The 15181-nt window shown below is 31.1% G+C and carries 18 protein-coding genes; 6 read left to right on the top strand and 12 right to left on the bottom strand.

All coding sequences use genetic code 11. The features are described from left to right. Positions 1–100: 100 nt before the first annotated feature. Positions 101–1051: a M23 family metallopeptidase gene (locus EAH69_RS00240; RefSeq protein WP_121933206.1), complete on the bottom strand. Its 951-nt coding sequence runs from the start codon at positions 1049–1051 to the stop codon at positions 101–103. Positions 1052–1149: 98 nt separating this feature from the next. Between EAH69_RS00240 and alaS the strand changes: the two genes are divergently transcribed. Next, positions 1150–3759 carry an alanine--tRNA ligase gene (gene alaS / locus EAH69_RS00235; RefSeq protein WP_121933205.1) on the top strand — a complete coding sequence of 870 codons (2610 nt, stop codon included), beginning with the start codon at positions 1150–1152 and terminating at the stop codon, positions 3757–3759. Between the two features lie 67 nt (positions 3760–3826). Continuing rightward, positions 3827–4738, top strand: a complete 912-nt coding sequence (locus EAH69_RS00230; RefSeq protein ID WP_121933204.1) for a DMT family transporter — start codon at positions 3827–3829, stop codon at positions 4736–4738. 28 nt (positions 4739–4766) lie between these two features. Here EAH69_RS00230 and EAH69_RS00225 read toward each other — a convergent pair whose 3' ends face one another. The 3 genes from EAH69_RS00225 to EAH69_RS00215 are packed head-to-tail and all read right to left on the bottom strand — an operon-like array spanning position 4767 to position 6267. Then, on the bottom strand, positions 4767–5402 hold the full coding sequence (locus tag EAH69_RS00225) for a nitroreductase family protein (RefSeq protein WP_121933203.1): 636 nt from the start codon (positions 5400–5402) through the stop codon (positions 4767–4769). A gap of 2 nt (positions 5403–5404) precedes the next feature. Then, positions 5405–5830 (bottom strand): organic hydroperoxide resistance protein, encoded by a 426-nt coding sequence (locus EAH69_RS00220; protein WP_121933202.1) that lies wholly within the window; start codon positions 5828–5830, stop codon positions 5405–5407. Continuing rightward, the gene (locus EAH69_RS00215; protein WP_121933201.1) at positions 5830–6267 is read right to left on the bottom strand and encodes a MarR family winged helix-turn-helix transcriptional regulator; all 438 of its coding nucleotides are present in this window, start codon (positions 6265–6267) and stop codon (positions 5830–5832) included. The genes EAH69_RS00220 and EAH69_RS00215 overlap by 1 nt, the downstream gene beginning before the upstream one ends. A 198-nt stretch (positions 6268–6465) precedes the next feature. Here EAH69_RS00215 and EAH69_RS00210 point away from each other — a divergent pair, with 198 nt between their 5' ends. Both EAH69_RS00210 and EAH69_RS00205 read left to right on the top strand, forming a co-directional pair. Then, complete coding sequence (locus EAH69_RS00210; protein WP_121933200.1) at positions 6466–6882, top strand: nucleoside-diphosphate kinase; 417 nt, start codon at positions 6466–6468, stop codon at positions 6880–6882. A 103-nt stretch (positions 6883–6985) separates the two neighbouring features. Continuing rightward, complete coding sequence (locus EAH69_RS00205; RefSeq protein ID WP_121933199.1) at positions 6986–7450, top strand: copper resistance protein NlpE; 465 nt, start codon at positions 6986–6988, stop codon at positions 7448–7450. Positions 7451–7498: 48 nt separating this feature from the next. On the opposite strand, the gene EAH69_RS00200 is transcribed toward EAH69_RS00205, so the two are convergent. The 6 genes from EAH69_RS00200 to EAH69_RS00175 form a co-directional block, all read right to left on the bottom strand. After that, positions 7499–8239: an acyl-[acyl-carrier-protein] thioesterase gene (locus EAH69_RS00200; RefSeq protein WP_121933198.1), complete on the bottom strand. Its 741-nt coding sequence runs from the start codon at positions 8237–8239 to the stop codon at positions 7499–7501. A gap of 132 nt (positions 8240–8371) precedes the next feature. Further along, positions 8372–8866, bottom strand: coding sequence for a 6,7-dimethyl-8-ribityllumazine synthase (ribH, locus tag EAH69_RS00195; RefSeq protein WP_121933197.1), 495 nt, complete (start codon positions 8864–8866; stop codon positions 8372–8374). A gap of 101 nt (positions 8867–8967) precedes the next feature. Continuing rightward, entirely contained in the window at positions 8968–9672 is a 705-nt protein-coding gene (locus EAH69_RS00190) for a tetratricopeptide repeat protein (protein ID WP_121933196.1), read from the bottom strand. Between the two features lie 75 nt (positions 9673–9747). Then, positions 9748–10320 (bottom strand): porin family protein, encoded by a 573-nt coding sequence (locus tag EAH69_RS00185; RefSeq protein WP_121933195.1) that lies wholly within the window; start codon positions 10318–10320, stop codon positions 9748–9750. A gap of 13 nt (positions 10321–10333) precedes the next feature. Continuing rightward, positions 10334–11101 (bottom strand): ABC transporter ATP-binding protein, encoded by a 768-nt coding sequence (locus EAH69_RS00180; protein WP_121933194.1) that lies wholly within the window; start codon positions 11099–11101, stop codon positions 10334–10336. Further along, a complete protein-coding gene (locus EAH69_RS00175; protein WP_121933193.1) occupies positions 11101–11847 on the bottom strand; it encodes an MlaE family ABC transporter permease in 747 nt (248 codons plus the stop codon). Before EAH69_RS00175 ends, EAH69_RS00180 begins: the two co-directional genes overlap by 1 nt. A gap of 53 nt (positions 11848–11900) precedes the next feature. Here EAH69_RS00175 and EAH69_RS00170 point away from each other — a divergent pair, with 53 nt between their 5' ends. Together EAH69_RS00170 and EAH69_RS00165 are read left to right on the top strand one after the other, a co-directional pair. Next, complete coding sequence (locus tag EAH69_RS00170; protein WP_147439058.1) at positions 11901–12491, top strand: SprT-like domain-containing protein; 591 nt, start codon at positions 11901–11903, stop codon at positions 12489–12491. A gap of 2 nt (positions 12492–12493) precedes the next feature. Continuing rightward, the gene (locus tag EAH69_RS00165; protein WP_121933191.1) at positions 12494–13564 is read left to right on the top strand and encodes a mannose-1-phosphate guanylyltransferase; all 1071 of its coding nucleotides are present in this window, start codon (positions 12494–12496) and stop codon (positions 13562–13564) included. A gap of 52 nt (positions 13565–13616) precedes the next feature. On the opposite strand, the gene EAH69_RS00160 is transcribed toward EAH69_RS00165, so the two are convergent. Together EAH69_RS00160 and EAH69_RS00155 are read right to left on the bottom strand one after the other, a co-directional pair. Then, entirely contained in the window at positions 13617–14579 is a 963-nt protein-coding gene (locus tag EAH69_RS00160; RefSeq protein ID WP_121933190.1) for a hypothetical protein, read from the bottom strand. A gap of 139 nt (positions 14580–14718) precedes the next feature. After that, positions 14719–15129: a hypothetical protein gene (locus tag EAH69_RS00155; protein WP_121933189.1), complete on the bottom strand. Its 411-nt coding sequence runs from the start codon at positions 15127–15129 to the stop codon at positions 14719–14721. Between the last annotated feature and the right edge of the window lie 52 nt (positions 15130–15181).

Below are 15181 nucleotides of genomic sequence, written 5' to 3'. Positions count from 1 at the left end.
AATAACAAAAATTATCATCAGACCAAACAAAACCAATTACTTAAAATAAAAAAAATGCAAGTAACTAAGTTATTTGCATTTTTTTTTATCTCTATTTTTCTTAATCTAATGAAAGTGTACTTTTCTTTGCATTTTGATAAATCTTGATGAAATCATCTGGATCTACATCATCATAAAAGTACATAATTGGATCAACTGGTTTTCCGTCTTTATGGATTTCGTAATGTAAGTGTGGACCTGTTGATAGACCTGTTGAACCTACATACCCAATTACATCACCACGTTTAATTGATTGTCCATTTCTTGTTTTAATACGGCTCATGTGTGCGTATAAAGTTTCGAAACCATTTCCGTGACGAATTACAACTACATTTCCGTATCCAGAATTGAATCCTGCCATTTTAACTTTTCCATCACCTGTTGCATAAATTGGAGTTCCTGTTGCTGCTGCAAAATCTAACCCGTTATGCATCTTATTTACTTTAAGAATTGGGTGAAAACGTGATCCAAATCCTGAAGCTACTCTGTTTAAATATTTATCAGCAACAGGTTTAATTACTGGTAAAGATGTTAAATCTTTATCTTTCCCACCTGCTTTTCTTAAAACTTCGTCTAATGATTTTTTCTCCTCTTCAATTTTTGATAATAAAATATCAATATCTTCTGCAGAATATTCGTTAATTACTTTATTAATAGAATCAATATCTTCATCAACTTTTAAATCATAAATTGTACGATAAATATTTCTGTCTTTTTCTTCTAATTCTGTTAATGCAACCTCAACTTCTTTAAACTTTTCGTTTAATTCGCTATTTTCTTTTTGTGCTTTTTGAAGTTCGGCAAGTAATTTGCTTTCACTATTCTTATATTTATTTGCAGTTAATGCAAATTCTGAATCATTAAAATTGTATCCAACCATTCCGGCACTTATAGTTGCAATGCATAAAAAAGCAAATCCATAGTAAAATGTTTTAGGAATATTTTTCAATCTTTTAATTGACCAATCCTTTAAAACATTCGATGATTTATACTTATAGTTATTATTTTCCATTCTAACCAAACCTTTTTATATCTTTGTAAAACGTTTGCAAAGTAAAGAATATTGTACGAGCAATCGTGTTAATCAAAATATAAAAATATTATAATTAAATGAAATCCAAAGATATAAGAAAAGAATTTCTTGGTTTTTTTGAAAAAAACGGGCATTTAATCGTTGATTCTGCTCCAATTGTACTTAAAGATGATCCAACTTTAATGTTCAATAATTCAGGAATGGCCCAGTTCAAAGAATTCTTTTTAGGTAATGGTATTCCAAAGAACAACCGTATCACAGATACTCAAAAATGTCTTCGTGTTTCAGGTAAGCATAACGATTTAGATGATGTAGGAAAGGATACTTACCACCACACGATGTTTGAAATGTTAGGAAACTGGTCTTTTGGTGATTACTTTAAAGAAGAAGCAATCGCTTGGGCTTGGGAGCTTTTAACAGGAGTATACGGGATTTCTAAGGATCAAATTTATGTTACGGTTTTTGAAGGAGATAAAGAAGATGGAACAGAATTGGACCAAGAAGCTTTAGACTTATGGAAAAAACATATTGCTGAGGATCGTATTTTATACGGAAATAAAAAAGATAACTTCTGGGAAATGGGAGATATCGGACCATGTGGACCATGTTCTGAAATCCATGTTGATATCCGTCCAGAGGCTGATCGTTTAGCTGTTGATGGTAAATCATTAGTTAATATGGATCACCCACAAGTTATTGAAATTTGGAATTTAGTATTCATGCAATTCCAACGTAAAGCTGATGGTTCTTTAGAGCAATTACCAGCAAAACACATCGATACTGGTATGGGATTCGAGCGTTTAGCTATGGTTTTACAAGGAAAAACATCTAACTACGACACAGACGTTTTCCAACCAACTATTCAAAAGTTAGAGGAAATTTCTGGTGTTAAATATGGTGCTGCTGAAAAAACAGATATTGCAATTCGTGTTGTAGTTGACCACTTACGCGCAGTAGCATTTGCTATTGCTGATGGACAATTACCATCTAACACAGGAGCTGGATATGTAATTCGTCGTATTTTACGTCGTGCTATTTCTTACGGATACCGTTTCTTAGGATTAAACGAGCCTTTTATTTACCAATTATACCCAATCTTAAAAGCTGAAATGGGAGATTTCTTCCCAGAATTAGTAAAACAGGAAACGATTGTTACAGGTGTAATTCGAGAAGAAGAAGCTTCTTTCTTAAGAACTATCGAGCAAGGATTAAATCGTTTAAACCAAATCATCGAGCAATTAGGAGATTCTAAAGTTGTTCCTGGTGATGTTGTTTTTGAATTATACGATACTTACGGTTTCCCTGCAGATTTATCTCGTATTGTTGCAGAAGATCACGGATTCACAATTGATGAAGCTGGTTTCGAATCTGAAATGGCAAAACAAAAAGAACGTTCTAAAAAAGCTACGGCATTAATTACTGATGACTGGGTTGTTTTAGAAGGATCTGGAAACGAAACATCTATCGCTTACGATAACACTGAAGCTGAAGTAAAAGTTACACGTTACCGTAAAGTAAAAAATAAGAAAGGAGAATTCTACCAATTAGTTTTCAACCAAACTCCGTTCTATGCAGAATCTGGAGGACAAATTGGTGACCAAGGTGTGATTGTTTCTCCAAACGAAACAATTGAAGTAGTTGATACAAAGAAAGAGAATAACTTAATTATTCACTTCGTAGAAACTTTACCAGAAAACATCGAAGGAACTTTCCAAGCAAAAGTTGATGTTGCTAAACGTAATGCGACAACTAAAAATCACTCAGCTACACACTTAATGCACGAAGCTTTACGTGAGGTATTAGGAACACACGTAGAACAAAAAGGTTCTTATGTTGGTGATGATTATTTACGATTTGACTTCTCTCACTTTGCTAAAATGACAGAAGAAGAAATTGCAATCGTTGAGCAAAAAGTAAACGAAAAAATTGTAGCGGCTTTACCTTTTATTGAAAAGAGAGAAGCTACAATGGAAGAAGCTTTAGCTGAAGGTGCAATGGCTTTATTCGGTGAAAAATACGGTGATAAAGTGCGTATTGTACGTTTTGGAACTTCTGTTGAATTATGTGGTGGTACACACGTAAACAATACAGCTGATATTCGTTTATTCAAGATTTTATCTGAATCTTCGACTGCTGCTGGAATTCGTCGTATCGAAGCAATTACTGCTGATACTGCTATCAATGCTTTAAAAGAAGCTGAAACAAATTACAATGAAGTTTTAGTTGCATTAAAAACTAAAAACGATGCATTAAAAGCAGTTCAATCTTTATTAGATGAAAACGCAGCATTAAAGAAACAAGTAGAAAAATTCGTTGCGCAACAAGCAGCTGCTGAAAAAGCAACTTGGAAAGCAGCCGTAAAAGAAATTAACGGAATTAATTTCTTAGCGATTAAAACGAATTTAGATACAAATGCAGCAAAACAAAATGCTATTGATTTAACAAATGATATGGAAAATGCATTTGTAGTTGTTGCTACTAATGATGCTGTAAAACCATCTATTACAATTTCTATCGCTAAAAACTTAGTAGCTGAGAGAAGCTTACACGCAGGAAATATTGTTAAAGAAATCGCGAAGCACATCAACGGTGGCGGAGGTGGTCAACCTTTCTTAGCAACAGCTGGCGGTAAAAATGCTTCTGGTATTGAAGCTGCATTAAAACAAGCTGTTGAATTTATCAAATAATTTCACATCTAAATAATATAAAAAGCGACTCCAAAGAGTCGCTTTTTTTACGCAAATATTAATCATCTTGAAAGATATAAAACTTTTAATTGCAGTTATTTTAGTTGCAATCGTGTGGGGAACTACATTTTTAGGTATTAGGGTTGCAGTAGAAACAATCCCTGGTTGGTTTGTTGCGGGAATTAGACAATTCATTGCAGGAATCATTATGCTTATAATTTTACTTTTTAGAAAAGAATTAAAATGGATTGGATGGAAAAACTTTTCATCACAAATTATCATTGCAACTTTGATGTTAATTTTTGCAAATGGCATGACAACATTTGCTGAAGAAAATTTAACCAGTAGTTTAGCATCTTTAATTAGTGCTAGTACGCCAATTTTAGTTTTTATAGGTTCATTAATTATCGGTTTACAAAAATTTACGATTAAAGGACTAATCGGAATTTTAATGTGTTTTAGTGGAATATTATTTATTTTTTGGGACGGAATACAAGATTTAGCTAATCCAGAATATAGATCAGGAATCATCCTAATGTTTTGCGCTATTTGTGGTTTTGCTTCTGGAACTTTATTTTCTAAAAAGATTAAAATCAACACAGAAAATATTACTCTAAATTTATTTTACCAGTTTATGTTTGCCGGAATTGTACAAATCATACTTGCTTTTATTTTTAGTAAAGAATACAATTTTGAAAATTGGAGTACTAAAAGCTTACTTTCAATGCTGTATTTAGCCATTTTTGGATCAGTAATAACTTTTTATGCGTTCCATTATGCCTTAAGCAAAATATCGCCAGTACAGGTTTCTATTCTTTCTTATATCAACACTATTATTGCAATTTTATTAGGTTGGTTGATATTAGATGAAACAATTACAGCCAAATTTATTATTGCTGCATGTTTAATTATCACAGGTGTATTTGTAACAAATTACAACCCGGAATTATTCCGAAATAAAAAAATAATTTCAAAGTAAAAAGCGACTCAAAATTGAGTCGCTTTTTTTATTTATATTCTATTACAAATTCTTCTTTAGGTAATCTAACCTTTTTCATATTCTTTAACCAATCATTTTCATCATCAGCATAGCCAACATACATGATTAAAACACTTTTTAAATTATGTTCTTTTAAATTTAAAACTTCATCTATATGAGCATTATCAAATCCTTCAACTGGAGTAGAATCTATTTTTAATTCAGCAGCTTGCGCTAAAGCTAATCCTAAAGCAATGTAGGCTTGTCGGGCAATATGTGCATGATTTTCTTCTACTGTTTCGTTCAAATAAATTCCTTTGATTTGATCTGTATAGCTACCGAAACGTCCACGAGGCAAACCACGTTCATCCGTAGTCATATCGTAGATATAATCTATTCTCTCCTCAGTATATCTATCCCAAGCAGCAAAAATAAGTACATGAGAAGCATCTCGCATACATTCAGGATTTAAAGCTCCTTTTACTAATTTTTCTTTTAGTTCTTGATTTTCTACCACTAATAATTTAAATGGTTGTAAACCTGAAGATGTTGGAGCTAAACGAGCTGCTTCAACTATTTTATCAATATTTTCTTGACTAACTTTTTTCGTTGGATTGTATGCTTTTACGGCATGTCTCCACTGTAAATTTTCTATTAATGACATAATTAATTATTTGTTGTTACCTGAAGTTCTACCTCTATATTTCCGCGAGTTGCATTAGAGTAAGGACAAAATTCATGCGCCTTATTTACTAAACTTTCAGCAGTTTCTATCGTTACATTTGGAATATTAACTGACAAGATAACTGATAAACCAAATCCATTATTTTCTAATTGACCGATACTTACTTCAGCCTTCACAGATGTTTCACCTGTTTCAATTTTAGTCATCTTTATTATCATATTTAATGCACTGTCAAAGCATGCTGCATAACCAGCTGCAAAAAGCATTTCTGGATTTACGTAATCGTCATTTGCTCCTCCCAAAGCTTTAGGCATTTTGACGTCTAAATCTAAAATTCCATTTTCGCTTTTTACTTTTCCGTTACGACCTCCAGTTGCAGTAACCGCTGTTGTATATAAAGTTTTCATTATTTTGATGTTTTTGAATTTAATATTTTATAAATAATTTGTTTTAAACTTAAAATTTCTTCGTCTGTTAAATCAAATTTTTGTTTCATTTGATTTGGAATTTTACACGCTAAATCTTTCATGTTTTTTCCTTTTTCTGATAAAGAAATTAAAACGATACGTTCATCCTCTGCACTACGTTTACGATGAATCATTTCTTTTGCTTCCAATCTTTTCAACAAAGGCGTAAGTGTACCTGTATCTAAAGCTAACTTATCTCCAATATTCCCAACTGTAACACCATCACTTTCCCACAAAACAAGCATTACTAAATACTGTGGATAGGTAAGATCTAATTGATCCAAAAAAGGACGATATTGATTAACCACCTCTTTTGATAAAGAATAAATCGGAAAACATATTTGATTTGATAATTTTAAAGATTCTGCTTCTTCCATTATTTTATTTTCTATCTCAAAGTTAATTAAATTATATTGTACACAATATAATTTGACAAAATATTAACTTTTGTCTTTTTTAAATAATTAATAGTAATTTTATCAACATGTAAATTTTCAAACCTTTTTTCGTTGATTCGCATGATTTTTTGTAATTTTGCACTCTCATAATTTAGTAATAAATAATACATCAATAAAATGGCAAACATTACATTTACAATGATCAAGCCTGATGCAGTAGCAAAAGGACACATCGGAGATATCTTAAAAGATATTACAGACGCAGGTTTCACTATCAAAGCTGCAAAAATGACTCAATTAGCTAAGCAAGATGCTGAAGCATTTTATGCTATCCACGCTGAGCGTCCTTTCTTCAAGGATTTAGTTGAGTTCATGACTTCTGGACCAATCGTTGCTGCAGTTTTAGAAAAAGATAACGCTGTTGCTGATTTCCGTACTTTAATCGGTGCTACTAACCCAGCTGAGGCTGCTGAAGGTACAATCCGTGCTAAATACGCTGAATCTATCGATGCTAACGCTGTTCACGGTTCTGATTCAGACGAAAACGCTGCAATCGAAGCTGCATTCCACTTCGCTGCAAAAGAAATTTTCTAATTAGAAGAAATATAATTTCTATATATTAAATCCTTTCAACCAAGTTGGAAGGATTTTTTTTTACTCTGTATTTTTGTACCTTTAGTAGATAAAATATAGAATCATGAAAAAAATATCTATTACTTTTTTAATTGCTGGATCATTCATTTTTACTTCTTGTGGTAACGATAAAGATTCAGTTCAGAGCACAAAAACAAACGATTCTATTGTTGTTACAGATACTATTGTTGATAGTCATAACGCAAAAAATTCTTTGGACTACGAAGGAATATATGAAGGAATTTTACCTTGTATTAATTCAGATTGTAAAGAAATTGAGTTGTCTTTAAAATTAATGCCAGATAATATGTTTGTTTATGGAACAAAACGTGTTGGTGTTGATAAAGAAGAATTGATGACTACAGGTACATATCATTTTGAAGAAGATGGAAATACAATTGTTTTAGAACAAATTGCAAACGTGCCAAATTCATTTTTTGTTTCTGAAGGAAAAATTTATCAATTAGATAAAAACCAAAAGAAAATTGAAGGCGATGATGCCGAAAAATATATCTTATTAAAGAAATAATAACAAAATAAAAAAGCCTTCTGATGATTTTCAGAAGGCTTTATATTTTTATTTCAATTCTAATTCACATGCAAAACAAACTTTGTCTTCTTTAACGACTTTAAATAATATTTTATTATCTAAAACAGCTTTTTCAACAATTACATTATCACCTAAACTAACTTCTTTTATAAAGTTTAAATTAAGCGCTTTGATTTGATTAGACAATACTATTTCAGGATCAATATAATTTAAACACCATTCCAAATATCTTGTATTATTTACGTGATAAAGAATATCAATATCAGCAAACTGAACAACATATTCGTGCTTTTCAGTAGGTTCTGGTGATAGATCAATTACTTGATGAGCAGTTTCAGTTGCGTGTAATTCTTTGAAACGTTCGATGTGTGTGGTATCAATTTGTAACAAATCTGGACGACGCGTTTCTGTATTAAAAATTGCCCATAAACTTGAAACTCCAACCAATTTTTTACCTTCTCTTTCGATTGTAAAATTACGAGTAGACTTTGCTCCTCTTAATTCTTCAACCCAAGTATTAACTTCAATTTTATTTAGCCAACTTGGTAATTCATCAATCTCTATTCGCATTCGACTTAAAACCCAAGAATGATTATATTCTTGTAAATCTTTAAATCCTACGCCACCTAAATTTGCATGTTCTGAGGCTGTAATTTGAAACAAATTTGCCATCTCATTTAACTTTAAGAAAGTATTTGGATAACACATCGGAAAATAAATTTCCCAATCTTTATAATGCTTTGATCTAAAATTTGGTGCAATTGGCATATCTGATTCTTTAATTATTTATAAACAAATGTAAAAAGGCTATTTGAAATAAATAGCATAATAACTTTTAAATATTTGTCAAAAAAAATCGGATAGTTTACACTACCCGATTCTATTTATAAAAAATATTTTTTAACCTAATTTTGATTTAAAGTCTGCCATCATTACTGCAGCAACTCCAGCTTCAACACCTTTATTTCCGTGTTTTCCTCCTGAACGATCAATAGATTGTTGCTCATTCTCGTCAGTTAAAACACAAAAGATAATTGGCATTTCGTGTTTAATATTCAAATCTTTAATTCCTTGTGTTACTCCCTCACAAACGTAATCGAAATGAGCTGTTGCACCACGAATTACACAACCAATAACGATAATACCGTCTAATTCTGGCTTTGCTTTCGCTATTTTATCTGCACCATAAACTAATTCGAAACTACCAGGTACTTGATACAACTCAATATCTTCAATACTTGCTCCTAAATCAACTAAAGTATCTTTAGCACCATCACGTAAATTAAATGTAATATGATTATTCCATTCAGACGTAACAATCGCAAATTTCTTACCTGCTACGCTTGGTAACTCTGCCTTGTTGTACTGAGACAAGTTTTTATTTTCTGTTGCCATTTTTTGTTTTTTTGCTTGTCGTAAAATTACGAAATACTATAGTAAATAAAAAAATCGAACCCCGAGGGATTCGATTCTATTTTATAATTTTTATTGTCGGATTATTTTGTTCCTACAACATATTTTAATCTTTCAGCAAATTTCTCTGCATTTCCATTATTCGCTCCTGGATATTTATCCACCAATATTTGGAAATATTTTAATGCGTCTTCGTTTTTACCAACACTCATCGCGATTTCTCCTGCTTTTGTGTAGTAAGTAACTTGTAACGTTTCTACTTCTGTTGCTTCAGCTGCTTTAACGAAATATGGTAAAGCTTCTTCAACTTTATTAGATTGAGTTAAAGCGTTTCCTAACATACCGTATTTTTGAGCTAACATTACCTCATCACTAGTAGAAAAATCTTCTAATAATTTTACTGCAGATGCGTAATCTCCTAACTTGTAGTAAGAACTTGCTGCTTTAAAACGAGCTAAGTTTCCTGCTTCAGTGTTACCAAATTCATCAACAATTTGTTGTAATCCTTGGTAAGCTCCAGCGCTACCCTTTAATGCTTGTGCTACAGAATCTTGATCAAATAAACGTTCTGCTTGAACCATATTATTTAAAGCTTCCTCACTTTTTGGTTCTACAACAAATTTAGTGTAAGCGAAATAACCTAAAGCTGCAACAACTAATGCTACTAAAACACCAACGATAAGTTTAGCGTTATCTTCAACAAAAGTTTCTACGTCAAAAGCTGTTTTATCTAATTTTTCTACAAATTGCTCAGTTGCAAATTCTTCTTTCTTATTATTTTTTGCCATTTTGTTTTATTACGAGGTTGCAAAAATACATATTTGACACAAATATATCCAATTAATTTATTCTGAAACTATTTGTTAGAATAAATATGTTACAGATAAATTAATATTTTGTGGTGTATTCTCTGTTTGGTATTTACTTGAACCTTGTACAAATTCAGAAGTTAATTTTCCAAAACCTTTTTGGTATCTTAAATCAAACATTAAATTTTTAATCTGTACTCCTCCACCAATATGGTAACCAACTCCAAATTGATCTTGACTTGCATTTACAAAATTTCCTACATTTAATTTATCTTCAAAATAGTATGAGAAAGTTGGTCCAATTTGAGCATGAGCAATACCTAAAAATCTTTTACCAACACCCACAGGAATGTCCATACTTTTCTTTTTTACTTTCCCTTTATCATACTCATTTGTAGTTTGAGTATAAAGTAATTCTGGTTGAACGTAAAAACCAGCAAAACGAGCTCTTAATACAGCACCTAATTGGAATCCTGTTGACCCTTCTGCTTTAGAAACGCCATCCATTCCTTCCCAAAATCCATCATTTGCATTGAAAACAACACCTGCTTTTGCTCCAAAGTCAATCCCCTGAGCTGAAACTAATGATGAAGCTGCAACTAACGCTGTAAATAATATTTTTTTCATGTGTGTTATATTTTTATTTTTCTTTAAGTAGTGCTTCTCTTAACTTCTTGAATAAGTTTGATGAATAAACGAAATCGATAACATTTGGATTATCAGCAACCAAAATTTCATCTTTATTTCCTTCCCATTCTAAATATCCATTCTTTAAGAAAACGATATGATCTCCGATTTCCATAACCGAGTTCATATCATGTGTATTAATAATAGTTGTTGTATTTAACTCTTTTGTGATATCATAAATTAACTGGTCAATTACTAATGCAGTTTTTGGATCTAAACCAGAGTTAGGTTCATCAGCAAATAAATATTTTGGCTTATTTACTATTGCACGAGCAATTGCCACACGCTTTTGCATACCTCCTGAAATTTCTGAAGGGAATTTTTTTAAAGCTGTACGAGCAATTTCTACACGATCTAAAACTTCACGAGCACGTTTATCAATTTCTGTAGGCGACATATCCGAAAACATTTCTAATGGGAACTTTACATTCTCCAAAATATTCATCGTATCATACAATGCACTTCCTTGAAAAACTACACCAATCTCACTTCGTAAACGTTGTTTTTCTTTATAATCATACTCAACCATATTTTCACCTTCGTAAAGAATTTGTCCAGACGTTGGTGTTAATAATCCAATTAAGTTTTTTAAGAAAACTGTTTTACCTGAACCTGATTGACCAATAATTAAGTTTACGTTTCCTTTTTCAAATGTTAAAGAAAAACCTTTTAAAACTTCAATCGCATCAAAAGATTTGCGTATTTCTTTTACCTCAATCATTAGCTTAAAATTGTTTGAGTTAATATTAAGTTGATAACGATAATTGTAATAGAAGTCCAAACTACTGCAGTCGTAGACGAACGACCAACTTCTAACGAACCTCCTTTTACATTATAACCATAATATGCAGGAATTGTTGCTATAACAAATCCGAAGACCATCGTTTTAATAAATGTATAAACATATAATTTTGTGGCCATTTGCATTTGAAGCCCAGTGATAAAATCAGCTTCAGACCACATTTTGGTACTTAAACCAATTAAATGACCTCCTATTAATCCAAAACCAATACTAATCATTACAAGAATTGGATTAAAAAATACACAAGCAATTATTTTTGGTAAGATCAGTAAGTTTGGCGAATTGATTCCCATTACATCTAAAGCATCAATTTGTTCTGTAACACGCATCGTACCAATACTTGATGCAATATACGACCCAACTTTACCCACCAAAATTAAGGACATAATTGTAGGGGCAAATTCTAACACCAATACAACTTTTGTCGCGTATCCGATATAATAATCTGGCACAGGAATATCAGCTCCTTGAAAGTTTTGAGCCATTTGTAATGCTAAAACCGCCCCCATAAAGGTTGATATAAATGTCATGATACCAATAGAATTTATTCCTAAATCCCAAATCTCACGTATAGTTAACTTCCAAAAAACTTTAAGTTTTTGTGGTTTACTAAATACTTTAGCCATTAGCATAAAGTAAGAACCTATTTGTTCAAATATTTTCATTACGACAAAATTAAGATTTTTATTGAAATAGCTTTTTATTTATCTTGCACAATGTGAATTTAGAACAATTACAACCCTATCTTCCTAAAAATGCTTTAGTTTTTATTGAAAAATGGATAAATCCTTATCCTTTAACTTTAAAAATTACACGAAGTAGACAGACTAAATTGGGAGATTATCGCAAATTACAACCTCAGAAAAGGCATCAAATTACCGTAAATGGCGATTTGAATCCTGAAGCATTTTTCTTTGTCTTTACTCATGAAATTGCTCACATGATGGTTTATGCAAAATATAATTACGGACAAGTTGCACCCCATGGCAAAGAATGGAAAATAATATTCGGAAAATTATTAGCCGAATCTATCGAAATTTATCCAGAGGAAGTACGCATTTACGTCGCTAAACATGCACAGTCACCAAAAGCTTCTGTCGGAGCAGATTCAAATATTGCTAAATTTTTAATCAACGATTCGGAGGACTATCAAGACTATTTAGAAGATTTACAAATCGGAACTCATTTTAAATTAGGTCAAAAAGTTTTCCAAAAAGGTGAAAAACGAAAATTAAGGTATATTTGTTGTGATATAAAAACCAACAAAAACTATTTAATAAACGCTACTGCCTTAGTAGAAAAACTATAACTATGATGCAATCCAATCATTATGCAGTAATCTTAGCCAGCGGAACTGGCGTTAGATTATGGCCAATGAGCACTGTTAAAAAACCTAAACAATTTTTAGATTTGTTGGGAATTGGGAAGACTTTAATTCAAATCACACACAATCGGTTAAAAAAAGTTGTTCCTGAAGAAAATATTTTCGTGATTACTACAGAAAATTATACTTCATTAGTCAAAGAACAAATACCTACTATATCTGACAAAAATATAATTTTAGAACCTCGTGTTATGAACACTTCTGCTTGTAATTTATTAGCAGCAATGCATATTCATGAGATTAATCCTAACGCAAAATTAATCGTAGCTCCATCTGATCATTTAATTTATGATGCAGATGATTTTGTAAAAAGTATCGAAGTTGCTTTTGAATATGCAGATACAAATCATCTAATCGCGCTGGGTGTTGAACCTAATAGACCAGATATTAATCTAAGTTACGTACAAGTAATAGAAGAAGGACTACCTATAAAAAAGGTAAAAACTTTTGTTGACAAGCCTGACGAAGATTTCGCAAACTCATTTATAGAAAGTGGTGATTTTTTATGGAACACCGGAATTTTAATTTGGTCAACGAAAGCAATTTTAGAAGCTTTTCAAACTTATCGTCCTGGAATGGTTGAAACATTAACTGCATATTTTGATCAACCTGAAAGAAATGTGAAGTTATTGAAAACTATTTACGGAACATTAGATGTTGTTTCAATCAATAAATCGATTTTAGAAAAAGCGAAAAATGTATACGTAATACCAACTGAAATTGGCTGGAATGATATGGGAACTTGGAAATCAATTAGCGATCATACTCCGGTTGATGAATTTGAAAATACAATACAAAGTAAAAATTTCATTACCTATAATACAGAAAACTCTTTCATCTACTCAACACAAGATAAAGCGATAATTGTTGATGGTTTAAAAGATTTTGTTGTAATTGATTCTCAAAATGGATTAATTATTTGTCCAAAATCTAATGTAAAAGAAATTAGAAGTTATGTAAGTGATATACGACTAAATAAAGGCGAAAAATATTGTTAATAAAAAAAGGGTTCTCAAATTTGAGAACCCTTTTTTTTATTATAAACTGAAATTATTTCAATGATATTTTGTTCTGAGCAATTTTAAATCCATTTTGATAAATGTCAATTTTATATTCTCCTTTTGGGAAACTATAATCTTTCCAATCAAAAGATATTTTGTTTCCTTTTATCGGATCAAATTTAAAAATAACTCGGTCTGAATATTCAACATTTTTTCCCGAACGTAATGGAATATTTCCAGGATTAGAACCTTCAAAACGACCTAATTCACCATCTGGTTTATATATCGCAATAAATAATTCCTTATTCTCTTCAATGGCATTCGTATTTGGATCAACTTCAAAAGCTACGCGTAATTTATTAATACGGCTTGCTTTTTCAGTTTCAACTTCTTTTCCAGAACTTTTTACTTTAAGACCTGTTAATGAATAATTAGAGATTGCTAAAGTTGAATTCACATTCATACGATTAACCTCTTTTTCATTTGTCACATTTACTAAATCTTCAGAAATCGCTTTATTTTTTTCTGACACTAATATATTTTCTTCCGAAAGCGCTTCATTTTTAGATTTTAATCTCTCATTTTGCTGAGTTAAAACCTCAATTTGTCTTCTATATTCCCCAAGTTCCGTTTTCAAAGAAGAAATTAAGCGTTTTGCTTTATTGATATCTTCTTTCGAAATTTCGTCATTGTTAAGAATATTTTGAATTTGCTTTTGCTTTTCAAAGATCAGACGATCTTTTTCTAACATTTCAGCATCTTTATTCACAATTGCTATTTTGGCAGTGTCATATTCTGCTCTGGCTATTCTTAATTCTTGTTTTAAAACTTCGCGCGATCTTTCCAAATCATCTATAATAGATGCGCCTATTCCTACTTCCCTTTCGTGACTTTTTTTCTCGAATAAAATATATCCGAAAGTCCCTAATAAAGCAATAGAAAGCAAAAGAATAATAATATTTTTAGAGAAGGTAGGTTTGGTTTCTAAATTTGTATACTCTTTAGTTTTCATACTGGCATTAAACTTCAATCAAATCAGACAAATAACCTACAAAAATTAATCCATAAAATAAAAAACTGCTCCTTTTTTTAAAAAAAAGAACAGTTTTAACTATTATTTGTAAGAAAATGTGACTTCTTGATTAAAAATATTATTGATCAAGTTTTTTTACCTCTTCTTTTACTTCTTGTTTAATTTCTACAACCTGATCTTTTGCGTCTTCAACCTTATCTTCAACTTTATCTTTAGTTGTAGCTAACTTTTCTTGAACGATGTCTCTAGTTTCATGTATTCTTTTTTCAGCAATTTCCTTAACATCGTTGTAATCTTCTTTTACTTTTGCTCTAATGTCTTTTGTTGCTTCATTTGATACATCTTTGATATCATTTGCTGCAACTTTTAAATTATCAAATGTCTTTTTTGCAAACTCCTTTGTATCATCTGCAATTACAGAACCTGTAGCAGACAATTTCTCTGTTACTAAATCAAATCGATCAGCTTCTCTGTCAGTAACTGTTTCTGCTCTTCTTAAAACTTTTTTTATTAAACTTCTTAATCCCATTTTATAACTTGCTTATGTTGATAATTTCACTTTAAATTTACACTTTAATAAA

It is taken from the genome of Faecalibacter macacae (assembly GCF_003687725.1).
GTDB classification, from domain to species: domain Bacteria; phylum Bacteroidota; class Bacteroidia; order Flavobacteriales; family Weeksellaceae; genus Empedobacter; species Empedobacter macacae.
This window is presented reverse-complemented; position numbering and strand designations above follow the sequence as displayed.